The organism is Mycobacterium sp. 236(2023) (genome assembly GCF_029623955.1).
In the GTDB taxonomy this organism is placed as follows: domain Bacteria; phylum Actinomycetota; class Actinomycetes; order Mycobacteriales; family Mycobacteriaceae; genus Mycobacterium.
Genome location: NZ_JARSBP010000002.1, coordinates 30056 through 50745, shown reverse-complemented (window position 1 = coordinate 50745; position 20690 = coordinate 30056). Strand labels below are relative to the sequence as shown.

Below are 20690 nucleotides of genomic sequence, written 5' to 3'. Positions count from 1 at the left end.
TATCAGTCCTCTCGGTCGGCAAGATCGTCGGCATCGTCGGCATCGTCGCCGCGCAGATGTTGCGGGATGGCAGCAGGAATCGACATGGTGAAGGTCGACCCCGTCCCCGGTTGGCTCCACAGCCTGATGGAGCCGTTGTGATTGGCCGCGACGTGTTTGACGATCGCCAGCCCCAACCCGGTGCCGCCAGTGGCCCGGGACCGCGCCTTGTCGACGCGGAAGAATCGTTCGAATACCCGCTCCTGGTCGGCGGGTGCGATGCCGATACCGCGGTCGGTGACCGCGATCTCGATGTTCTCGCCGCGACGGCGGCGGCTGATCGACACCGCAGATCCGTTGGGCGAGTAAGCAATTGCGTTGGAAACCAAATTGGCGATCGCGGTCACCAGCAGCGTCTGATCACCCATCACCCGGTAGCCGGTGGGTGCGTCGGTGGTGATGGCGATGTCGGCGTTGTCGGCGGCGACCTTGTGCCGGGACAGCGCTTCGGAGACGACGGTGTCGACGTCGACCTCGCCGAGGTCGGGCAGTCGCTCCCCGCCCTGCAGCCGGGACAGCTCGATCAATTCACCCACCATGTTGGCCAGACGGTTGGATTCGGTGACCATCTTCTCGGCGAAGTGCTTGACGGTCTCGGGGTCATCGGCAGACGCGAGCACCGCTTCGGCGAGCACCCCCACCGCGCCGACGGGCGTCTTGAGCTCGTGGCTGACGTTGGCCACGAAGTCGCGCCGGGTCGCCTCCATCCGGGCGTGCTCGGACTGGTCGTCGACGTAGACGACGGCGAACCTGCGGTCCTCTTCTGTCAGCAGGCTGACGCGTCCGCGCACCGAAAGCCCGGACCGCCCGGACCTGGTGGGTTTGCGGGGCGACAGGTCGAACCCGCCCGACTCACCGGTCGCGAGGGTGCGCTCTGCGGCCGCCCAGGCCCGGTCGTCGAGCAGGCGCTCACGCACCAGGCCCAGCTCCTGGGCACGTTCGTTGATGTAGACCACGTCACGGAAGGTGTCGACGACCACGATCCCGACCGGTGACTGCGAGACGATGTGCTCGAGCATCCGCGAGACCGTGATACCCGACTGTTCGGCGGAACGCCGCTGCTGGCGTTCCAGAAGTCGGGGCGCCACCCGGACTCCGATCGCCGCACCGATCGACAACGCGAGCAGTGCCACCACCGCTGCGAGAAGCAGCGCCGATACGACACTCACGCGCAAAGCGTACGCATTGGGTGAACGTCATCCCAGCAGCGTGCGGCCAAAACGGGACAAGTCACAAAGCCAAAGACGGATGTTCGGGAGCTCGCCCCCCGCTGTTCACCCGCCGTTTGCCGCACGCGAGGGCGACGCGTTACTTGGCGCCCTGCGCGGCCACCGCCGCCGCCCCGGCCGCCGCCGCATGCGGATCGAGGTAGCTGCCACCGGCCACCGTCGGCTTGAGATCCGCGTCGAGGTCGTAGCGCAGCGGGATACCGGTAGGAATGTTGAGGCCGACGACATCCTCGTCGGACATCCCGTCCAGATACTTGACCAGAGCCCTCAGCGAATTGCCGTGCGCCGCGATCAGCACGGTCTTACCGGCTTTCAGGTCAGGGACGATGACTTCAGTGAAATACGGCACGAACCGGTCGACGACGTCCTTGAGGCACTCGGTCAGCGGTGCGCCGCCCTCGATGTCGGCGTAGCGCGGGTCACCGTCCTGGCTGAACTCCGAACCGGGCTCGATCGGCGGCGGCGGGGTGTCGTAGCTGCGCCGCCACGCCATGAACTGTTCGTCGCCGTACTTCGCCTTCGTCTCGGCCTTGTTCAGGCCCTGCAGTGCGCCGTAGTGCCGTTCGTTGAGACGCCAGTCGCGATGCACCGGGATCCAGTGGCGGTCGGCCGTGTCGAGCGCGACGTTGGCCGTCGTGATCGCGCGCCTCAGCAGCGACGTGTAGAGGACGTCGGGCAGACGGTCCTGCGTCTTGATGAGCTCCCCCGCTCGCACGGCTTCGGCCCGACCCCTGTCGGTGAGGTCCACGTCGACCCATCCGGTGAACTGGTTCGACGCGTTCCACTGGCTTTCGCCGTGGCGGAGCAGGATCAGAGTCGCGGTATCTGCCATGGGAGAAATCCTCTCACGCGAGGTGTTCAGTCGTCGCCGTCGTCGATGAGATGTGTGAACGCCTGCAGGTTCTTCAGCGACTCGCCGCGGGAGACCCGCCACTCCCATTCCTTCTGGATGGACGTACGAAAACCCAACTCCAGCAACGTATTGAAGTCCGCGTCGACCGCTTCGAGCACCTGGCCGAGCACCCGGTCGATTTCGTCGGATGTCACCGATTCCAACGCCATCCGGCCCACCAGGTAGATGTCGCCGACGTTGTCGAGCGTGTAGGCGACGCCGTAGAGCCTGCGGTTGCGTTTGAGCAGGAACTTGTAGACGCCTTCGAAATTCTCGTCAGGCCTGCGGCAGACAAAGGCCTCCACCCGCACCGAGTGCTCGCCGATGGACATGATGGTGTTGGTCGTGAGCCTGCGCTCGCCGGGCAGCGCGACGACGACACCGGGCAGCCCGCCCGCCGCACCCTCGTGGCGGCTGAACTCGAGGTCGTTGTCCAACAGAGTCGCCTCGATGACGTCCTGGACGCTCAAGCCCGGACCCCCCTGCGCATCGAGAACCGGCGCCCGCTGCGCTGCGCGGAGAGCGCGGGCTGATGGTCGGCGCGGTAGTCGGTGATGGCGCGGCCGTAGCCGGCCAGCAGGGCGTCGACGGTGTGCGCCCACGAGAACGTCGCGGCATGCTCGACAGCGGCCGCGCCCAGCTTCTGCGGACCTGCGGCGAAGACCGTATCCAGCGTCTTGGCCCACGCGTCGGGCTCGTGACCGTCGACCAGCGCCCCCGTGACCCCGTCGCGTACGGCGACCGGGAGGCCGCCGACGGCGGCGGCGACGACCGGGGTGCCGCACGCCTGCGCTTCCACGGCGACCAGACCGAACGATTCGTTGTGGCTGGGCACCGCGACGATGTCGGCGGCCCGGTAGACACGGACCAGGTCGTCGCGGGACTGAGGCGGCAGGAACGTCACGCGGTCGGTGATACCCAGCTCGGTGGCCAGGCGAACGAGGTTGTCCGGCGTCGCCATTCCGGAGCCGGACGGCCCGCCCGCGACGACCACCTGCACGTCGGGCAGCAGCGCGGCGGCGCGCAACAGCACATCCGGAGCTTTCAGCGGCTGGATCCGCCCCACGAACGCGACGATCCGGGCGTCGGCGTCCAGCCCGAGCGCCGCGCGGGCGGCGTTGCGGTCACCGGGGGTGAACGTCGACAGATCCACACCCGGATGGACGACGTCGATCCGGGCTGGATCGGCCTGGTGAAGCGAAACCAGTTGCTGCGCTTCGTGTTCGGTGTTGACGATGAGCCGGTCGGCTTCGTCGACCACCTGCTGCTCACCGATCGCGCGCATCGGCGGCTCCGGGGTGTCCCCGACGGCCAGGGACGCATTCTTGACGGCGGCCAGAGTGTGCGCGGTGTGCACCAGCGGCACCGCCCAGCGGTCGGCGGCCAGCCAGCCGACCTGCCCCGACAGCCAGTAGTGGGAGTGCACGATGTCGTAGTAGCCCGGCTCGTGGGTGGCCTCGGCGCGCAACACGCCCGCCGTGAATGCGCACAGCTGGGTGGGCAGGTCGTTCTTGTCGAGCCCCTCGAACGGCCCTGCCACCACATTGCGCACCACGACGCCGGGGGCGACGGGCACCACCGGCTGATCGGCCGACGAGGTGGCCCGGGTGAAGATCTCGACCTCGACGCCGCGGCGGGCCAGTTCGAGGGAGGTTTGCAGGACGTAGACGTTCATGCCGCCCGCATCGCCCGTACCCGGCTGGGCGAGAGGGGACGTGTGCACGGACAACACCGCCACCCGACGAGGGTTGGGCAGCCCGGACTGATCGGTCGCTAGACGCACACTGACATGTCTACACCGCCGGAACCCGGCCCAAACTCAGGCGCTCACTTCGGGCCTGCGGGATGCCCGACGCATCGCGCCGATCGGGTCGGCGTACAGCCCGCCGAGGGACACGATGCCCGCGCCCGCCTCCTGGACCCGGTTACCGAAGGCCGTCACCCGGATGTCGCGGTGCCCCAGCACCGAGCGCTCGGCGAATGCCGACTCGACGATGCTCATGCCCTCGGGGTGCTCGGTGAAGGCCTGGCCACCCACCACGAGGTCGTCGGGGTTGAGCATGTCGCGCAGCAGGGCAACCGCCTCGCCGAGCACCCGTGCACGCTCGGCGAGCAGGGCGGCGGCGTGCTCGTTGCCCTGCCTGGCGGCCCGCAACACGGCCGTGACGGTCGAGGACGGACCGTCGGCCGGGACGATACGCGCCTTGCGCGCCGCGACCAGCACCGCCTCGTCGCTCACCGTGGACTCCAATTGCCCTGTGCCGCCGAGGAGTTCGGATCGCACCGGCAGTGTGGCGATTGTTCCGGGGCCGCTGGAGGGTGAATGCACCTGCCCCCCGATCGACAGCGCGTAGCCGACAGTCTCGCGGGCGTAGATGTACAGGCTCGTCGCCGATTTGGTGGGTTGGCGACGCATGCCGAGCAGCAGTTCGGCTCCCGCCATCGCGTCGACGTGCGAAGCCACCGACACGGGCAGGCCGAGGGATTCGGCGAGCACCGGCCCGACGGGTGCGTCAGACCAACCCAGCCGGGGATGGTCGAGGTATCCGGTGGAGCTGTCGACGACGCCGCCTGTCGCGACGCCGACCCACAGCGGGCGGCGCCGGTGCCAGCGGCTCAGGTAGCGGCGTGCGCTGCCCGCGACCGCGGCCAGCGCAGCGGCCTGAGGCCCGCGCGGCGTCGGCGTCTCGACGACGTCGAGCGTGCGGCCGAACAGGTCGGCGGCGACGATGCTCGTGGTGCGGGCGCCGATGTGGATGCCGAGGGTGAGGAACGGTTCGTGGTTGACCTCGACGGGCACCCGGGGCCTGCCGATGGCTCCCGACACCGCCAGATCGGCCCGCTCGCGGAGCAGGCCCGCATCCAACAGGGCCGTTACCTGCCGGTTCACGGTAGCGATGCTCAGCCCGGTGACCTGCGCGATCACGTCGCGGGCGATGGGGCCGCGCTGCCTGGCGGCAGCGAACACCGCGGCGGCGGCGGCCTCAGGGACGCGCAGCGCAGGCGCGACGATGTGGTGCAGCAGAGCTTGCGGGTAGCGACCACTGCCGGTGGTGGACTTCGCGCGCTTCGCCGACGAGGTGCGGGGGCGCTGAGGAAGGGTGGTGGTCACAGGATCGTCCTTTATTCGAGTCGGATGGTGGGTCGGGCCACACCTTGCGACTCAGCAGGACTGGAATCAGTCCGGGCGCAGTCAGGCGCGGCGGGGTGCGCAACAACAACACGCACGCCGCGCGGCAGCGAGAACTGCCTGACTATTCCGGTACACGCGGTCAACGTAGCACGCCGGTTAGGGTTACGTACATGACGACGCCAACAGACGCCCGCAGAGTCGCAGTGGTCACCGGAGCCAGTGCCGGCATCGGGGAAGCCACCGCGAGAACTCTTGCAGCGCTGGGCTTTCACGTGATCTGCGTGGCCCGGCGGGAGGAGCCGATCAAGGCCTTGGCGGCTGAGATCGACGGTACCGCGATTGTGGCGGACGTCACTGATACGGCGGCAGTGGCGGCGATGGCCGGCCGGCTGGACCGGGTGGATGTGCTCGTCAACAACGCCGGCGGTGCCCGTGGGCTGGAGTCGATCTCCGACGCGGACGTCGAGAACTGGCGCTGGATGTGGGAGGCAAACGTGCTCGGCACGCTGCACGTGACCCGTGCGCTGCTGCCCAAGCTGATCGACTCGGGCGACGGTCTGATCGTCACGATCACGTCGATCGCCGCCGTCGAAATCTACGACAACGGTGGCGGTTACACGTCCGCCAAGCACGCCCAGGGCGTGCTGCATCGCACCCTGCGCAGTGAGCTGCTCGGAAAACCGGTGCGGCTCACCGAAGTTGCGCCCGGAATGGTGAAGACCGACTTCTCGCTGAATCGGTTCGACGGCGACCGGGAGCGCGCCGACAAGGTCTACCAGGGCGTGACGCCATTGGTTGCCGAGGACATCGCCGAGGTCGTCGGGTTCGTGGCGAGCCGGCCGTCGCACGTCGATCTCGATCTGATCGTCGTACGACCGCGCGATCAGGTCACCGGCGCGACGGGTTCACGCTTCAACCGCACCTGAGACGGGCGTTCTCAGCAGATTGTCAGCGCTTTCACCGTCAATTTCTTGGGTAAATCCGCAGGAAGTTCTTCGGAACCGCGGTGAAGCTGGGTAGCGTCCACCGAAGGCGCACCCACAGGCGAGGACTGCGATGGCTACTCTGGCTCTGACCACTGAAGAGATCGACTTCACGCTGGAAGCGATGCTGGAGAGCAGCGCACTCGAAGCGATGATTCTCGAAGCGTTCTGGACGGGCGACGAGAACTAACCGCCGGGGCGACCGCCCACCGGCTGCGGCGCACCGGACGGAGTCGCCGGGGCGGTGCTCGGGATCTGATCCGGCGCCTTGGCGTCCGAGAGCGCAGACATCGCCTTCCACTCTTCCCACGGCACAACCCAATCCCAGATGTCGCCGTCGGCGTAGGACAAGTCGATGCGGGTGCCCGTCACCTCGACGGGGTCGCCGTACATCGCGCTGTTGAAGTACTGCTCGGAGTTCTCGAGGTTCAGGTTGATGCAGCCGTTGGTGACGTTGGTGTTGCCCTGCGACCCGATGCTGTTCGGGTTGCAGTGGATGAACTCGCCGTTGTTGGAGATGCGGACCGCGAAGCGTTCGTGGACATTGGCGTAACCCGCGGCGGGGTTGGTCATGTAGAAGTCCTCGTACTTCTCGGTGACCACGTGGATGCCGCTGCGGGTGACGTTGCGGTCCAGGTCGCCCTCCCCGTAGCTGCACGGGAAATCCATGATGACGCCTGCGTCGGTGATGACCTGGATGCGATGCGACGAGGCCTCGGCCTTGACCACCTGGAAGCGGCCGATCGTGAAATCCAGTGTCGAGTCGGCCGCGCCGTAGGCGCCTCCGCCGAACGGCACGCCGTACAGGTCGGCGTCGACGTGCACCGTGGTGCCCGGGGGGTAGTACTCCTTGGTCCGCCAGTGCGCCCGCGATCCGCCGACTTCGTCGGGAAGCCACGCCCAGCTGCCCTCGACCGGCGGCGTCGTTGTCACCTTGAGCGCCTTCTCGACCTCCGCGCGGTCGTCCTCGGCGATCGAGGCATCGAACTGCAGGATGATCGGCGCGGCGACCCCGACGGTCTGCCCGTCCGACAGCTGGAACTGGCCGTTGACCTCGGTCTCCGGGGTGACGGTGGTGAACGAACCTTCGAGCGACACCGCCTTGCCGTCCTGGCCGACGGCCGAACCCGCCCACTCGTAGGACGCGCCGTAGCCGAGTGACTCGGTGACCGTGAATGCGGTGCGGTCCTTGTTCAGCGCGCCCGCGACGACCTTGCCGCTGCTCACGTTGGTCAGCGCGACCTTCTGGAACCATCCGTCTTCGACCTTGACGCCGACGTCGCCGGTGGGCGCCACGTCGGCCGACGCATCGGCCGGTTCGTAGGTGATGGTCGGCGCCTTGGCGGCCTCTTCGGCCGCCTCCTCCGCTGCCGGCTTGGTACCGGGCACCGTGCAGGCTGCCAGAGCGCCGGGCGCCACGATGCCGACCGCAAAGGCGGTCAGCGCTCGCCGTCTCGTGATCGACGGCAGCGGTTCAGCGGGGCTCACGTGAACCAACGGTACCTAGAAAGAGCAGCCGATCAGAACTGGCTCGGGTGTGAGCTCGATCCCGAAAGCCGCGGCGACCCCGTCGCGAACCGTCCTGGCCAGCGCAATGAGGTCGGCGGTGGTGGCCGTACCGCGGTTGGTCAGCGCCAGCGCATGCTTGGTGGACAGCCGCGCGGGCGCTTCGTGGCCCGGATAACCCTTCGTGAACCCGGCGTGCTCGACGAGCCAGCCGGCAGCAAGCTTCACACCGTCACCTGCCGGGTAGTTCGGCACGGGTCCCTCGACCGACGCCGCGATCCGTTCGTACTCGGCGCGCGTCACGACGGGGTTGGTGAAGAAGGATCCGACGCTCCAGGTGTCGCGGTCGTCCTCGTCGAGCACCATGCCTTTGCGGGCGCGCAGCGCGAGCACCGCCGAACGCACATCCGCCGGGTCGGCGCGCTCCCCCGCGTCGGCGCCCAGCGTCGCGGCCAGCTCGCCGTAACGCAGCGGCGCGCTGCACCCCGACGCGTCGAGCCCGAACTCCACCTCGAGCACCAGCAAAGCGTTGGAGTGCTTCAGAATACTTGTGCGATAACCGAACTGGAGCACATCGGGGGTCACCCAGCGGTCCTCACCGCTGGCCCGGTCCAGCAGCCTGACGCGTCGGATCGTGTCGGCGACCTCGGCCCCGTACGCGCCGACGTTCTGCACCGGCGTCGCCCCCGCGGAACCCGGAATGCCCGACAGACATTCCAGCCCGCCGAGACCGTGCCCGAGCGATGCGACGACGACGTCGTCCCACAACGCACCCGCCTCGGCGCGCAACACATCGCCCTCGACGGTGATCTCGGTGTTGGCCAGGTGCACGACGGTCAGGCCGGCCAGGTCGTCTGCCAGCACCACGTTGGAGCCGCCCGCGAGGATCAGCGCATCGGGTCCCGCCGCCAAGACCGCGTCGATGACCTGGTCAGTGGTGACACAGGTGGCCAAGCGCTCGGCGACCGGTCCGACGCGCAGGGTGGTCAACGGCGCCAGCGGCACATTCTCCGCAAACGGCACGCCGCCCAACAACGAAGTGCCCACGGGCGGTAACGGTAGCGTGGCCAGCTATGCCGCGTTCATTCGACGTCGCCGCCGAATACGAGGGCACGGTCGAGCAGGTACACACGGCGTTCAGCGACGAGGAGTACTGGCTGGTCCGCCTCGAGGACTCCGGATCCGACCACGCCACGCTCGACGAGATGGTGATCGACGACGCGGGCGGCATCCGCGTCAAGACCACGCAGACGCTGCGCGCCGACCGGCTGCCCGCGGTGGTCACGCAGTTCCATCGCGGTGACCTCAGCTTCGTCCGCGAAGAGATCTGGACTCCCGTCGCGGGTAAGCGCGCGACGGCGGTGGTGCGCGGTTCCATCCCGGGGGCGCCCGCCACGCTCACCGGGGAGGCGGTGCTGTCCTCGGTGGTCGGCGCCACCGGCGCGATCGGCTCCCGGCTGACGTTCGCGGCCACCGTAGAGGTCCGCGTGCCGCTGGTCGGCGGCAAGATCGAGAACTTCATCGGCAGCCAGTTGCTCCACCTGCTGACCGCCGAACAACGGTTCACCACGGTGTGGATCACGCAGAACTGCTGATCGGGTCTCTACCATCGACCCATGGCGCAGGGCACCCCATGCTCCTCACGTGCGCAGCCCATCGGACAGGTGACACGCGGCACCACTGGCCATAACCGGCTGCGCCGAAGCGACCGCTGGCTGGTCCACTCGTCCCGGGTCCGCACCGCACTGCAGGCATCGCCCGACCCGCTGGTCGTCGACCTCGGCTACGGCGCCAAACCCGTGACGACACTGGAATTGGCGGTGCGCCTTCGCGAAGTCCGCCGCGACGTCCGCGTCGTCGGCCTGGAGATCGAACCCGAACGGGTGCGTGCCGGACAGGCCGCGGCGCGCGACGGAGCCACCCCCGGCGTCGAATTCGCCCTCGGCGGTTTCGAATTGGCGGGTCACCGCCCAGTCCTGGTGCGCGCCTTCAACGTTCTGCGCCAGTACCCGGAGGAGGCGGTGCACGACGCCTGGGCGTCGATGCGCCGGGGGGTGGCGGCGGGCGGGCTGATCGTCGACGGCACCTGCGACGAGCTGGGCCGGCTGTGCTGCTGGGTGCTGTTGGATTCGGCCGGCCCTGTGAGCCTGACGCTGGCCTGCGACCCGTTCGCCATCGAACGCCCCTCCGACCTCGCCGAACGCCTGCCGAAGGCGCTCATCCACCACAACGTGGAAGGCCAGCCGATTCACACCCTGCTGCGCGCCGCAGACCGGGCCTGGGCCAGCGTGGCCGGGCACGGCGTCTTCGGACCCCGGATCCGCTGGCGGGCAATGATGGATTTGCTTGTCGCCGAAGGGTTTCCCGTCACCATGCCGCGAAAGAGCCTGCGCGACGGCGTCCTCACCGTGCCGTGGTCCGCCGTCGCGCCGCTGTCGTGATTCACGTCGCCTCGGCAGGCACCTTCGCCAGAACGGGCTCACCCTCGAACCGGCCGGGATCGTCGAGTGCGTCGTCGACGTCCTGAGCCACCTGGATGTCGAGCCCGCGCAACTGCGCAGGCTTCGTCAGCAGCGACACCACGAGGTAGGTGGTCAGTCCCGCCGCGAACGCGATGAACGTCGGCCACCCGTCGAACGACGCCCCGACGATGTCGTTCGGGATGTAGAGGATCGTGTTCTCGACGCCGAACATCGTCGGCGTCATCACGAACAGCACGATCCGGACGACGAATCCGACCGCGATCGACGCCATCGCGGCCGTCGTCGTTCCTCGGCGCCACACCAAGCCGAGGATGAACGGAACCACCAGGCAGGCCAGCATCAGGTCGAACGCGAGGGTGAGCAGGATGCCGGTCTGCTGCACGTAGATCGCGAACAGGATCGAGAACAGCGTCATCGGGACCATCGCGATGCGGGTCGCCTTCAACAGCGGGTCCCGCTGGCCCGGCTCGTGCACGCGGCGCACCCCACCGAGGTTGCGGACGCACACATTGGAGATCGCGAGGATGGCGCCGTTGGCGGTCGACATCGACGCACCGACAAGGCCGCACAGCACCAGCACGGTCAATCCGACGGGCGCGAACTGGTCCAGCAGCACGAACAGCACCGGACCGTCGAGCTCTTCCGGCATGAACGAATGCGCGGCCAGCACAACGAGTCCGAACGGCACGCAGATCGCGACGGTGCCCGCCGACGCGGAGAAGCATGCCCTGCGGGCAGCCTCGGGCGACTTGGCCGAGAACACGCGGGCCATGAAGTCGATCGCGACGATGTCACCGATGCCGAGCGCGATCAACGTCGCCCAGTTGATGACGGCGCCCTGCGCCGGGTCGGACAGCTGCCCGAGCGCGAAAGGCCCTGTGCCTTCGGCGATGTTGATGCCGTGCGTGCTCGACATCCAGATGAACAGGCCGACCGCGCCGACCAGGATCAGCGTCATCTGGATGATCGCGGTGTACGCGTCGGCGATCAGACCGCCGGTTCCGGTGTAGGCCACCGCGATTGCCGCGATCAGCACGACACCGAGCCAGTACGGCATCCCGAGGAAGTAGTTGAACAGCAGGCCGCCCGCGACCAGGTTGCCCGCGACCAGCATGCAGAACGCGATCGCCAGCAGGATCGACGAGCTGACCTCGACCGAGCGGCCGAACCGCAGCCGGTAGTAGTCGGGGAACGACGTGAGCCCCATCCGGTTCATCGGCTTGGCGAAGAAGATGCCGGTGATGAGAAGGCACAGAGCAAGACCCAGCGGCAGGCACGCGCCGGCCCAGAAGCCGAATTCGAAGGCCAGGTCGGTGTTTCCGAGGGTGGCGTTGGTGTCGACCGCAGCGCCCATCAGCGCACCGCCGACGAGCCAGAACGGCAGCATGCGGCCGCCGACGAGGAAGTTGGAACTGTCGCCTTCGATGCGTTTCGACACGTAGAAGCCGACAGCGACGACAACGGCGATGCTGATCGCCACGCCGAGAAGGATCATGGGAGTCTCCGTATGGAACTGTGGAGTCTCCCGGGCTTTTGTCCCGCCGTGGAGCGACCGAGCTTCGGTGCCGGCCGCCTGCACCTCTCGGACCAGACCCGACCATCGCGATGAACTCAGCCGGCGGAACCCTAGGCGCGCCCCACACATGCGTGTGAGTCCCAGCCAGAAAAGACCTCGCGCATTACGTGACATCGCACCGTGTGTTAACGATGCGTTTCCTTCACCGCTGGACAGGCCTGCGCGGCCGTGTTGAGGTGATCGGAGGTGCCGTGCGACCCGGCGCCCCGGACGAGGTGCGTCGTACCCGGTCAGCGACAAGACGACGCGTGAGGAGAACTCCCGTGTCCGATTACCCGGAACGTCCGGACCCGTCCGTGATCAACGCGGAGGGGGCCTGGGCGCAGCAGGTCGAGGAGAAGCTGGGCGACCGGCGCCTCCGCGAGGAGATCGACCGCGGCCTCAGCTTCGGGCTGGAGGCTGCGCCGTCCATCAACGACCGCACCATCTCGACGTTCGTGCGCGGCGAGAAGCCGCACTTCGCCGGCGAGCGCGGCACGTTCCTCAAGTGCCCGTTCATCGAGGACGTCAACGAGGTCGACGATGCCGAGGTCGCCATCTTCGGCGTCCCACTCGACGCCGGAGCCACCTACCGCCCGGGCACCCGTTTCGGGCCGCAGGGCATCCGCCGCTCCACGAACCTGTTCGGCACCTACAACTACGAGTCCGGTGTCGATCTGCGCGAGCAACTCAACATGGTCGACATCGGCGACGTGTTCACGATCCCGGGCAACCTGGAGAAGTCGTTCGACCAGATCAGCCAGGCCATGGCGCATGTGGTGCAGAAGGGCGTCATGCCGATCGTGCTCGGCGGCGATCACTCGATCGGCTTCCCGACGATCCGCGGCATGGCGCCGTACATGGACGGCAACATCGGCATCATCCACTTCGACCGCCACGTCGACACCCAGGAAACCGATCTCGACGAGCGGATGCACACCACGCCGTGGTTCCACGCCACCAACATCAAGAACGCCCCCGCGACCAACCTCGTCCAGATCGGTATCGGCGGCTGGCAGAGCCCACGTGAGGGTGTCCAGGTCGGCCGTCAGCGCAAATCGACGGTGATGACCGTCGGTGACGTCGAGCGCGTCGGCATCGAGAAGATCGCCGAAATGGCCCTGGAGATCGCGTGGAAGGGCGCCAAGGCCGTCTACCTGTCGTTCGACATCGACGTCATCGATGCGGGCTTCGTGCCGGGCACCGGTTGGCCCGAGCCGGGCGGCCTGCTGCCGCGCGAGGCGCTGAACCTGGTCAAGATGATCTCCGAGCCCGGCCTGGCGGGCATCGAGGTCGTCGAATGCTCACCGCCGTATGACTGGGCCGAGCAGACCGCGCTGATGAGCTCGCGGGTGATCCTCGACAGCCTGGCCGCGCAGGTCAGATCCGGCAAGCTCGGCAAGAAGTCGGCCAAGGCCAACCGTCCGGCCTGGGGCCCGTAACTACTCTGGGCGCATGCGCTCCGAAATGCGTGTGGCGTTAGCCCAGATCCGCAGCAGCACCGACCCGGCGGTCAACCTCGCCCTCGTCGAGGAGTACACGAACAAGGCCGCCGAGGCCGGGGCGTCGCTCGTGCTGTTCCCCGAAGCGACGATGGTGCGCTTCGGGGTTCCGCTCGGCGATGTCGCCGAGCCGTTCGACGGGCCGTGGGCCAACGCGGTCCGCGATATCGCGACACGGGCTGGCATCGTCGTTGTCGCGGGCATGTTCGTGCCCTCCCAGGAAGAACCTGCCGGCCGGGTCACTAACTCATTGCTCGCCACGGGTCCAGGGGTGGAGGCGCGCTACGACAAGATCCACCTCTACGACGCGTTCGGCTTCAAGGAGTCCAAGACCGTCGCTCCCGGCCACGATCCCGTCGTCATCGAGGTCGACGGGATCAAAGTCGGCTTGACGCTCTGCTACGACATCCGCTTCCCGGAGCTCTACGTCGCGCTCGCCGAGCAGGGCGCCGAGCTGATCACCGCGCACGCGTCCTGGGGCACCGGCCCGGGCAAGCTCGACCAGTGGACGCTGCTCGCGCGGGCCCGCGCGATCGACACGAACAGTGTCGTCGCCGCCGTCGGCCAGGCGTATCCCGGCGACGAGATCGCGGCGCTGGGACCGACCGGTGTCGGAGGCAGCGTGGTGGCCTCGGCGCTCGGGGAAGTGCTGGTCGCCGCGGGTGACGATCCCGAGCTCCTGGTGTGCGATGTGGACCTCGATGCGGTCCGCAAGGCGCGCACGACGGTGGCGGTCATGGACAACCGCTCAGGTCTGGCTCATCGGCGTAGGGCAGAATCGCGGGGGTGACTGACCCCTGGTCCCAACCGCCACAGCAGCCCGGACCGCCGTCGTTCCCCCAGGAGCCCGGCTATCCGCCTGCTCAGCCGCCATCAGCGCCCTCGGGCGAGGACGTCTCGACGGGCGCGAAGGTCAAGCGGATCTTCAGCGACCCGGTCTCGATCGTTCTGGTCGTCGTCATCGCGCTGGCCCTCGTGTTCGCCGGCCTCCTCGGCGGCGAACTCTATGCGCGCAACCGTGCCGACACCGTCGTCGCCGGAACGATCGAGTGCGTCGTCCAGGACGACGCCACCGTCTCGTTCGGGGTCATGCCCCCGTTCCTGCTGCAGCACATGTCGGGGCACTACACCAACATCCAAATTGAGACCGCGGGCAATCAGATCCGCGACGCCAAGGGCATGAAGGTCAACATCGACATCAACGATGTCCGCATCGAGGACACCCAGACCTCCAGCGGTTCCATCGGTTCACTGGTGGCCAACATCAGCTGGACCGCCGAAGGCATCAAGCAGACCATCCAGGGAGCGATCCCACTGGTGGGTAGCTTCGTCACCGGCGTGACCACCAACGAAAACGACGGCACCATCGAACTCGAGGGCGCGCTGGGCAGCATCACCGCCAAGCCCGAGGTCGTCAACGGAGGACTCTCGCTGCAGGTGCAGCAGGTCACCGGGCTGGGCTTCACGCTGCCCCGGGAGGCAGTGCAGCCGGCGCTGGACGCGTTCACCGACCAGCTGACCCAGGACTACCCGATGAACATCAAGGCCGATTCGGTCGAGGTCACCGAATCCGGTGTGGTGAGCCAGTTCTCGACACGCAACGCGACGATCCCCAAGGGCGAGCAGGACCCCTGCTTCGCAGGGCTCTAACCGTCGAAGCCGTCCAGCACCGCCCGGCTGCCGGACAACCCGAGCCGGGTGGCCCCGGCGTCGAGCATCGCGATTGCTGCTGCCGCAGTACGGATTCCGCCGCTGGCCTTGACCCCGAGGCGGCCGTCGACGGCGCCGGCCATCAGCTCGACCGCCCGCGGTGACGCTCCTCCGCTGGGGTGAAAACCCGTGGAGGTCTTGACGAAATCCGCGCCCGCATCCTCGGCGACTCGGCACACGTCGACGAGAATAGGGTCGCCGCTGAATTCCAGCAGCGCGGCCGACTCGACGATCACCTTGAGCAGCGCCTGGGGAACCCCTGCGCGCACCGCGGCGATGTCGGCGTGGACAGCGTCGAGTTCACCCGCCAGAGTGGCGCCGACGTCGATGACCATGTCGATCTCGGCAGCACCCGCCTGCACCGCCGCTCGCGCTTCTTGGGCCTTGACCACCGAAAGGTGCTTGCCCGAAGGGAATCCGACGACCGACGCGATCGCGCGCCCGCTCGTGTCAAAAGCGGCGGCGGCGGCCACCAAGGTCGGCGACACGCAGACCGCGAACACGTCGAGGTCGGCGGCTTCCCTGACCAGCACCGCGATGTCCGCTTCGGACGCTTCGGGTTTGAGCAACGTGTGATCGACGAGCGCCGCGACGTGGGCGCGGGTGTAGGAACCCATCAGAAGGGCTCTTCGGTACCGCCAGGGTTGCACCGGTTGGCGATCATCTCGTCATAGCTGACCTCAGGCCGCCACGGTTCGAGATTCCAGCTCACCTTGCCGGGCTCCACGAACTCGGCGAAGTTCCAGTGGCACATGAACTGTTCCTCCATGCCGGGGATCGCGGCATCCGGAGACAGTGCCAGCACCTCCGACCACGCCTGTGCGGCCATGGGCTGCGTGCCCGCATGGCCCGAGGACGCGCGTGCCGACGGGGTCGGGTACACCCGCAGACTCGAAAGGTCGCCCCATTTCGCCCATTCGACGTGGTCGACGTACGGCGGTCCCGTCGGCGAGGCCGCGGCGGAGGGAGCCAGAGCAAGGCCACCGGCGACCAGCGCGCCGGCCAGAGCGAAGACTGTGCGCACTAGCGCGACTTCCCTTGGATCTCCAGGATCTTGGGCCGGACGTCGACGAGGTAGACGCCGGATGCGACGGCGGCGATGGCGACTCCGGTGATGCCGAAAACAAAACTGAGGATGGACGCGCAAGCGACAGCGCCACCGAGGATCAACAGCCACACCGGCTTGGTCAGCTTCTCAGCGGCGGTGTACGCGTCGGGCCGCTGCATCGCCGCGTGCACGAAGGCGTAGACCGACGCCACCAATACAGCGACCTGCAACGCCGAGAGGACGTAATCCGTCAGGTTGAGGAGCTCCACGCTCCACAGCCTAGGCGGATTACGTCCCCTTTTCGACTTCCACCGCCGAAGCGGTGCGGTGCTTTACTTCTGGGTGACCTTCTTGGCCGGCGCCTTCTTGGCGGGAGCCTTCTTCGCCGGGGTCGCGCTGGCCGTCTTCGCCGGAGCAGCCTTCTTGGCCGGAGCCTTCTTGGCGGCCTTCTTCACCGGCGCGGCAGCCGACTCGGTCTTCTTCGGCAGCTCGACGCCCACCAGCTTGGCGGCACGCTCGCCGACCGCGCGGGTCTGCGACGCCACGTTGCCCAGCGCCTCCTGGGTCAGCTCGACGGCCTGGTCGGTGTACTCCTCGACCCGGCTGGCGGCCTCTTCCAGAGCCGGCTGGCTGCGCAACCGCTCGAGGGCGGCCTCGCCACGCTCGATCAGCTTGGTGTAGGCGGTCTGGGCCGACTCGGCGTAGCCCTCGGCGAACTTGCGCAGCTCGTCGGAGGTCAGCTTGCCCTTGATGTCGTCGAACTGGGAAGGCAGATCTTCCTGCAGCTTGGCAACACGGGCGCGGCTCTCCTCGACGCGGGTCTCCGCGTCGGTGCGGGCCTCACCGGCACGCTCACGAAGGGTGGCGACGATCTCGTTGACGCGCTCCAGCGCGAGGTCGGCAGCACCCACAGCGGCGAGCAGCGGAGCCTTCAGATCATCGATGTCGAGCTGGTTCTTGGCCTCAGCCATGGTTGTTTCCTTCCTTCTCAGGATTGAATTCTGTGATTGATTGCGGAGTCTGGGGGAGCTCTAGAGGGCTCTTGTCTTGTTCAGTCGTGGGCTCCTCGTCGGGGTCGCTGACACTGTCGCCGGAGGCGTTCGCCGCGTCTTCTGCGGAGGCCGCCTCGGCGAGGGCGGCTTCGTTCTGCGCGCAGAACGACGTGTAGATGTCGAGCAGCACCTGCTTCTGCCGCTCGGTGATCGCCATGTCGGTGACGATGGCGTCGCGCACCTCATTGGTGTCGCTCGGTTCGAGGATCCCCGCCTGGATGTAGAGAACCTCGGCGGAAACCCGGAGCGCCTTGGCGATCTGGTTGAGCACGTCCGCGGACGGCTTCCGCAGACCCCGCTCGATCTGGCTGAGGTAGGGGTTGGAAACGCCCGCCTTCTCCGCCAGCTGCCTCACCGATACCTGCGCCGCTTCGCGCTGGGACCGGATGAACGAGCCGATGTCCTGCGCAGCGCTGGACACGACAGCGGCAAGATTCTCATCCTGCGGCATGGGGGTTGCCCCTTCGCTCGGTTGGGTATCCGATTACCGACACCATCAACCGTACGACGGGGTGCTAACTTTTGCAAGCACCCGTTAGCGCAGGTCAGAAGAGCAGCTGCGCCACGGTGTAGATGATCAGTCCAGCCAAAGAACCCACCACGGTCCCGTTGATGCGGATGAACTGCAGGTCACGGCCCACATGAAGTTCGATCCGGCGACTCGCCTCGTCGGCATCCCAGCGTTCGATCGTGTCGGTGATGATCGTTGTGATCTCCGCCCCATATTCACCGACGAGATGATTGGCGCCGCGCACGATCCAGTTGTCCACCTTTTCCCGTAGTTCGACGTCGTCGCGCAACGATTCGCCGATCCGCACCACGGAATCCGCAATCCTGCCCCGCAGGGTCGATGACGGGTCGTCGACGCTCTCCAGAATCATCCGCTTGGCCGCGCTCCACGCCGTCTCCGCAGCCCTGGCGACCTCGTCACGGGCCATGACCTGCTCTTTGACGTTCTCGGCCTTCTGGATCGTCGCGTCGTCGTTCTGCAGGTCGTCGGCGAACTCGAACAGGAACCGGGTGGCCGAGCGGCGCAGTTCGTGGTCGGGGTTGCGGCGCACCTTGTCGGTGAAGTCCATCAGCTCGCGATGGATGCGGTCGCCGACGAGATGGTCGACCCAGCGCGGCGACCACGTCGGCGAATCTCGCTCGATGACACGCTCGATGACCTCGTCGGCGTTGAGCGTCCACTGGAAAGCCCGGTCGGCGAGCAACTGCAGCAGCGCCTCCTGCCGCCCCTCTGCAAGCAGGCTGGCGAGCACACGGCCTATGGGCGGGCCCCATTGGGGTTCGGCGACCCGCTTGATGATCGTTCGGTCGAGCACCTGCTGAACGTCCTCGTCGCGCAGCATCTCGACGAGCACACGCAGCACGGTCGAGACCTCGGCCGCCACCCGCTCCGCGTTGACCGGCTCCGCCAGCCACTTACCCGTGCGGCTGGCGACGTCGGCATCGCGCAGCTTCGTCTCGACGTTCTCCGGTGACAGGAAGTTCTCCCGGACGAAACTGCCCAGACCCTCGCCGAGCTGGTCCTTCTTGCGCTTGATGATCGCGGTGTGCGGGATCGGGATGCCCAGCGGATGCTTGAACAGCGCCGTCACGGCGAACCAGTCCGCGAGCGCGCCGACCATTCCGGCTTCGGCCGCCGCGCGCACGTAACCGACCCAGGGGGGCGCCCCTTGCGACTGCCACCACGTGCAGAACAGGAAGATGACGGTCGCTCCGAGCAGGAAGCTCAGCGCCACCACCTTCATGCGGCGGAGCCCGCGCCGCCGCTCGGCATCGGCGGCGGAGTCGACCCCGGCGAGCTTCTCGGCGAAACTCCGGCGCTCCCTGGTGCCGGTCAGCGGGGCCTCCGCGCCGTCAGATCGATGTGCCACTTCTCCATCATCCTGCATGCCGTCCGAACCGCCCCGCTGCGGAGGTCGCCGTATTATTGACCGGGACTTAGGGAACGGATCTCCGGGAACGTGGCACAACACTCCCCGCCGGCGGCGGTCAAGACGGATGGACGCAAACGGCGCTGGCACCAGCACAAGGTCGAGCGCCGCAATGAGCTGGTGGACGGCACGCTCGATGCCATCCGCCGCCTCGGCAGCGGCGTCAGCATGGATGAGATCGCCGCGGAGATCGGCGTTTCCAAGACCGTGCTCTACCGCTACTTCGTCGACAAGAACGACCTCACCACCGCGGTGATGATGCGTTTCGCCCAGACCACCCTGATCCCGAACATGGCCGCCGCGCTGTCGTCGAACCTGGACGGTTACGACCTGACCCGCGAAGTCATCCGCGTGTACGTGGAGACCGTTGCCAATGAACCGGAGCCCTACCAGTTCGTCATGGCCAACAACTCGGCCAGCAAGAGCAAGGCCGTGGCGGACTCCGAGGCGATCATCGCCCGCATGCTCGCGGTGATGCTGCGCAGGAGGATGCTGTCGAACGGCATGGATGCCAGCGGCGCGGAACCGTGGGCATTCCACACCGTCGGTGGCGTGCAGCTCGCCACGCACTCGTGGATGTCGAATCCGCGGATGACCGCCGACGAACTGATCGACTACCTGACGATGCTGTCGTGGAGCGCGCTGTGCGGGATCGTCGAGGTGAACGGATCCCTGGACAGGTTCCGGCGAAGCCCGCATCCTTCCCCGGTCCTGCCGTCGCAGCTGCTTGACTAGGGCGTATGACCGAGCCAGACGACCTGCCGTCGCTGTGGACCCATGAGCCGCACACCGAACTGATGTTCCGCCCCGGCGACAAGGTGGCCGACATCGACGCCGAGGCGACGCCGGGCTTTCGCGGCAAGAAGGCCGACGCGCCCACCCTGCAGGCCGAACGCAACATCCGGTTCGCCGAACTGCAGGAGATGCTCTACGCCAACAGCCGCTCCGGCGACACCCGCTCGGTGCTCCTGGTACTGCAGGGTATGGATACCGCCGGCAAGGGCGGGATCGTCAAACATGTTGTGGGAGCGTGCAATCCGCAGGGTGTTCAGTATCGAAGCTTCGGTAAGCCGACTGCCGAGGAGCTGTCGCACCACTACCTGTGGCGGATCCGCAACGCACTGCCGTCGCCCGGCCACATCGGGGTGTTCGACCGGTCACACTACGAGGACGTGCTGATCGTCCGGGTGCACAACCTGGTACCGCCCGATGTGTGGGAACCGCGCTACGACGAGATCAACGCCTTCGAACGCGAACTCGTCGACGGCGGAACGACATTGGTGAAGGTCGCGATGTTCGTCTCACTTGATGAGCAGAAGAAGCGACTCTCCGAACGTCTGGAGCGGCCCGACAAGTTCTGGAAATACAACCCCGCCGACATCGACGAACGCCTGAAGTGGCCCGCCTATCAGCAGGCCTACCAGGCGATGCTGGACCGGACGTCGACGGAATACGCGCCGTGGCACATCGTGCCGTGCAATCGGAAGTGGTACAGCCGCCTGGCGATCACCGAGCTGCTGATCGAAGCCCTCAAGGGCCTCAACATGTCGTGGCCGCCCGCAGATTTCGACGTCGAGGCCGAGAAGAAGCGGCTCGCGTCAGCCTGAGGCCTCCGCGC

At 67.4% G+C, this 20690-nt stretch carries 22 protein-coding genes and 2 riboswitches; of the genes, 8 read left to right on the top strand and 14 right to left on the bottom strand.

The genetic code is table 11. The features are described 5' to 3' along the window. Positions 1 to 2: 2 nt before the first annotated feature. The 5 genes from P9A17_RS02665 to P9A17_RS02645 all read right to left on the bottom strand — a co-directional run bounded on the left by P9A17_RS02665 (position 3) and on the right by P9A17_RS02645 (position 5272). A complete protein-coding gene (locus tag P9A17_RS02665; protein ID WP_278037067.1) occupies positions 3 to 1208 on the bottom strand; it encodes an ATP-binding protein in 1206 nt (401 codons plus the stop codon). A 139-nt stretch (positions 1209 to 1347) separates the two neighbouring features. Continuing rightward, positions 1348 to 2100 carry a phosphoglyceromutase gene (locus P9A17_RS02660; RefSeq protein WP_278037066.1) on the bottom strand — a complete coding sequence of 251 codons (753 nt, stop codon included), beginning with the start codon at positions 2098 to 2100 and terminating at the stop codon, positions 1348 to 1350. 26 nt (positions 2101 to 2126) lie between these two features. After that, positions 2127 to 2630, bottom strand: coding sequence for a YbjN domain-containing protein (locus P9A17_RS02655; RefSeq protein WP_278037065.1), 504 nt, complete (start codon positions 2628 to 2630; stop codon positions 2127 to 2129). Further along, positions 2627 to 3943, bottom strand: a complete 1317-nt coding sequence (gene mshA, locus P9A17_RS02650) for a D-inositol-3-phosphate glycosyltransferase (RefSeq protein ID WP_278037064.1) — start codon at positions 3941 to 3943, stop codon at positions 2627 to 2629. Before mshA ends, P9A17_RS02655 begins: the two co-directional genes overlap by 4 nt. 36 nt (positions 3944 to 3979) lie before the next feature. Beyond that, on the bottom strand, positions 3980 to 5272 hold the full coding sequence (locus tag P9A17_RS02645) for an ROK family protein (RefSeq protein WP_278037063.1): 1293 nt from the start codon (positions 5270 to 5272) through the stop codon (positions 3980 to 3982). Positions 5273 to 5463: 191 nt separating this feature from the next. On the opposite strand from P9A17_RS02645, the gene P9A17_RS02640 reads away from it, so the two are divergent. Then, positions 5464 to 6219, top strand: coding sequence for an SDR family oxidoreductase (locus tag P9A17_RS02640; protein WP_278037062.1), 756 nt, complete (start codon positions 5464 to 5466; stop codon positions 6217 to 6219). A gap of 243 nt (positions 6220 to 6462) precedes the next feature. On the opposite strand, the gene P9A17_RS02635 is transcribed toward P9A17_RS02640, so the two are convergent. Both P9A17_RS02635 and P9A17_RS02630 read right to left on the bottom strand, forming a co-directional pair. Further along, positions 6463 to 7764 (bottom strand): Ig-like domain-containing protein, encoded by a 1302-nt coding sequence (locus P9A17_RS02635; protein WP_278037061.1) that lies wholly within the window; start codon positions 7762 to 7764, stop codon positions 6463 to 6465. Positions 7765 to 7779: 15 nt separating this feature from the next. After that, positions 7780 to 8829: a UDP-N-acetylmuramate dehydrogenase gene (locus P9A17_RS02630; RefSeq protein WP_278037060.1), complete on the bottom strand. Its 1050-nt coding sequence runs from the start codon at positions 8827 to 8829 to the stop codon at positions 7780 to 7782. 26 nt (positions 8830 to 8855) lie between these two features. On the opposite strand from P9A17_RS02630, the gene P9A17_RS02625 reads away from it, so the two are divergent. Together P9A17_RS02625 and P9A17_RS02620 are read left to right on the top strand one after the other, a co-directional pair. Continuing rightward, the gene (locus P9A17_RS02625) at positions 8856 to 9377 is read left to right on the top strand and encodes a DUF2505 domain-containing protein (protein ID WP_278037059.1); all 522 of its coding nucleotides are present in this window, start codon (positions 8856 to 8858) and stop codon (positions 9375 to 9377) included. Positions 9378 to 9398: 21 nt separating this feature from the next. Beyond that, entirely contained in the window at positions 9399 to 10223 is an 825-nt protein-coding gene (locus P9A17_RS02620; protein ID WP_278037058.1) for a class I SAM-dependent methyltransferase, read from the top strand. Between the two features lies 1 nt (position 10224). On the opposite strand, the gene P9A17_RS02615 is transcribed toward P9A17_RS02620, so the two are convergent. Beyond that, positions 10225 to 11760 (bottom strand): sodium:solute symporter family protein, encoded by a 1536-nt coding sequence (locus tag P9A17_RS02615; RefSeq protein WP_278037057.1) that lies wholly within the window; start codon positions 11758 to 11760, stop codon positions 10225 to 10227. A gap of 25 nt (positions 11761 to 11785) precedes the next feature. Then, positions 11786 to 11906, bottom strand: a riboswitch (guanidine-I (ykkC/yxkD leader). A 117-nt stretch (positions 11907 to 12023) separates the two neighbouring features. Continuing rightward, a riboswitch (guanidine-III (ykkC-III) riboswitch) is annotated at positions 12024 to 12092 on the top strand. A 12-nt stretch (positions 12093 to 12104) separates the two neighbouring features. Between P9A17_RS02615 and P9A17_RS02610 the strand changes: the two genes are divergently transcribed. Genes P9A17_RS02610 through P9A17_RS02600 form a run of 3 tightly spaced genes read left to right on the top strand, consistent with a single transcriptional unit; the run spans position 12105 to position 14972 of the window. Next, a complete protein-coding gene (locus P9A17_RS02610) occupies positions 12105 to 13262 on the top strand; it encodes an agmatinase family protein (RefSeq protein WP_278037056.1) in 1158 nt (385 codons plus the stop codon). Positions 13263 to 13287: 25 nt separating this feature from the next. Beyond that, positions 13288 to 14112 (top strand): carbon-nitrogen hydrolase family protein, encoded by an 825-nt coding sequence (locus tag P9A17_RS02605; protein ID WP_278038576.1) that lies wholly within the window; start codon positions 13288 to 13290, stop codon positions 14110 to 14112. Continuing rightward, complete coding sequence (locus P9A17_RS02600) at positions 14109 to 14972, top strand: DUF2993 domain-containing protein (protein ID WP_278037055.1); 864 nt, start codon at positions 14109 to 14111, stop codon at positions 14970 to 14972. Before P9A17_RS02605 ends, P9A17_RS02600 begins: the two co-directional genes overlap by 4 nt. Here P9A17_RS02600 and deoC read toward each other — a convergent pair. From deoC to P9A17_RS02570, 6 genes are all read right to left on the bottom strand, one after another. Beyond that, the gene (gene deoC / locus P9A17_RS02595; RefSeq protein WP_278037054.1) at positions 14969 to 15649 is read right to left on the bottom strand and encodes a deoxyribose-phosphate aldolase; all 681 of its coding nucleotides are present in this window, start codon (positions 15647 to 15649) and stop codon (positions 14969 to 14971) included. The two genes, P9A17_RS02600 and deoC, sit on opposite strands and share 4 nt — an antisense overlap. After that, positions 15649 to 16056 (bottom strand): DUF2599 domain-containing protein, encoded by a 408-nt coding sequence (locus tag P9A17_RS02590; RefSeq protein ID WP_278037053.1) that lies wholly within the window; start codon positions 16054 to 16056, stop codon positions 15649 to 15651. The genes deoC and P9A17_RS02590 overlap by 1 nt, the downstream gene beginning before the upstream one ends. Then, positions 16056 to 16349 (bottom strand): DUF2516 family protein, encoded by a 294-nt coding sequence (locus P9A17_RS02585; protein WP_278037052.1) that lies wholly within the window; start codon positions 16347 to 16349, stop codon positions 16056 to 16058. Before P9A17_RS02585 ends, P9A17_RS02590 begins: the two co-directional genes overlap by 1 nt. A 63-nt stretch (positions 16350 to 16412) precedes the next feature. Continuing rightward, positions 16413 to 17051 (bottom strand): heparin-binding hemagglutinin, encoded by a 639-nt coding sequence (locus P9A17_RS02580; RefSeq protein WP_278037051.1) that lies wholly within the window; start codon positions 17049 to 17051, stop codon positions 16413 to 16415. Then, on the bottom strand, positions 17044 to 17583 hold the full coding sequence (locus P9A17_RS02575) for a helix-turn-helix domain-containing protein (RefSeq protein ID WP_278037050.1): 540 nt from the start codon (positions 17581 to 17583) through the stop codon (positions 17044 to 17046). Before P9A17_RS02575 ends, P9A17_RS02580 begins: the two co-directional genes overlap by 8 nt. A 94-nt stretch (positions 17584 to 17677) precedes the next feature. Beyond that, positions 17678 to 19030: a DUF445 domain-containing protein gene (locus P9A17_RS02570; RefSeq protein ID WP_278037049.1), complete on the bottom strand. Its 1353-nt coding sequence runs from the start codon at positions 19028 to 19030 to the stop codon at positions 17678 to 17680. Between the two features lie 72 nt (positions 19031 to 19102). Between P9A17_RS02570 and P9A17_RS02565 the strand changes: the two genes are divergently transcribed. Continuing rightward, entirely contained in the window at positions 19103 to 19807 is a 705-nt protein-coding gene (locus P9A17_RS02565) for a TetR/AcrR family transcriptional regulator (RefSeq protein WP_278037048.1), read from the top strand. Positions 19808 to 19812: 5 nt separating this feature from the next. Then, the gene (locus P9A17_RS02560; protein WP_278037047.1) at positions 19813 to 20679 is read left to right on the top strand and encodes a polyphosphate kinase 2 family protein; all 867 of its coding nucleotides are present in this window, start codon (positions 19813 to 19815) and stop codon (positions 20677 to 20679) included. The last annotated feature ends 11 nt before the right edge of the window (positions 20680 to 20690 follow it).

What these genes read in the sequence shown, in the direction of transcription:
- P9A17_RS02660 (WP_278037066.1), bottom strand. Translation starts at nt 2,100, where the DNA reads ATGGCAGATACCGCGACTCTGATCCTGCTCCGCCACGGCGAAAGCCAG.
- P9A17_RS02640 (WP_278037062.1), top strand. Translation starts at nt 5,464, where the DNA reads ATGACGACGCCAACAGACGCCCGCAGAGTCGCAGTGGTCACCGGAGCC.
- P9A17_RS02625 (WP_278037059.1), top strand. Translation starts at nt 8,856, where the DNA reads ATGCCGCGTTCATTCGACGTCGCCGCCGAATACGAGGGCACGGTCGAG.
- P9A17_RS02620 (WP_278037058.1), top strand. Translation starts at nt 9,399, where the DNA reads ATGGCGCAGGGCACCCCATGCTCCTCACGTGCGCAGCCCATCGGACAG.
- P9A17_RS02615 (WP_278037057.1), bottom strand. Translation starts at nt 11,760, where the DNA reads ATGATCCTTCTCGGCGTGGCGATCAGCATCGCCGTTGTCGTCGCTGTC.
- P9A17_RS02605 (WP_278038576.1), top strand. Translation starts at nt 13,288, where the DNA reads ATGCGTGTGGCGTTAGCCCAGATCCGCAGCAGCACCGACCCGGCGGTC.
- deoC (WP_278037054.1), bottom strand. Translation starts at nt 15,649, where the DNA reads ATGGGTTCCTACACCCGCGCCCACGTCGCGGCGCTCGTCGATCACACG.
- P9A17_RS02580 (WP_278037051.1), bottom strand. Translation starts at nt 17,051, where the DNA reads ATGGCTGAGGCCAAGAACCAGCTCGACATCGATGATCTGAAGGCTCCG.
- P9A17_RS02575 (WP_278037050.1), bottom strand. Translation starts at nt 17,583, where the DNA reads ATGCCGCAGGATGAGAATCTTGCCGCTGTCGTGTCCAGCGCTGCGCAG.
- P9A17_RS02570 (WP_278037049.1), bottom strand. Translation starts at nt 19,030, where the DNA reads ATGCAGGATGATGGAGAAGTGGCACATCGATCTGACGGCGCGGAGGCC.
- P9A17_RS02560 (WP_278037047.1), top strand. Translation starts at nt 19,813, where the DNA reads ATGACCGAGCCAGACGACCTGCCGTCGCTGTGGACCCATGAGCCGCAC.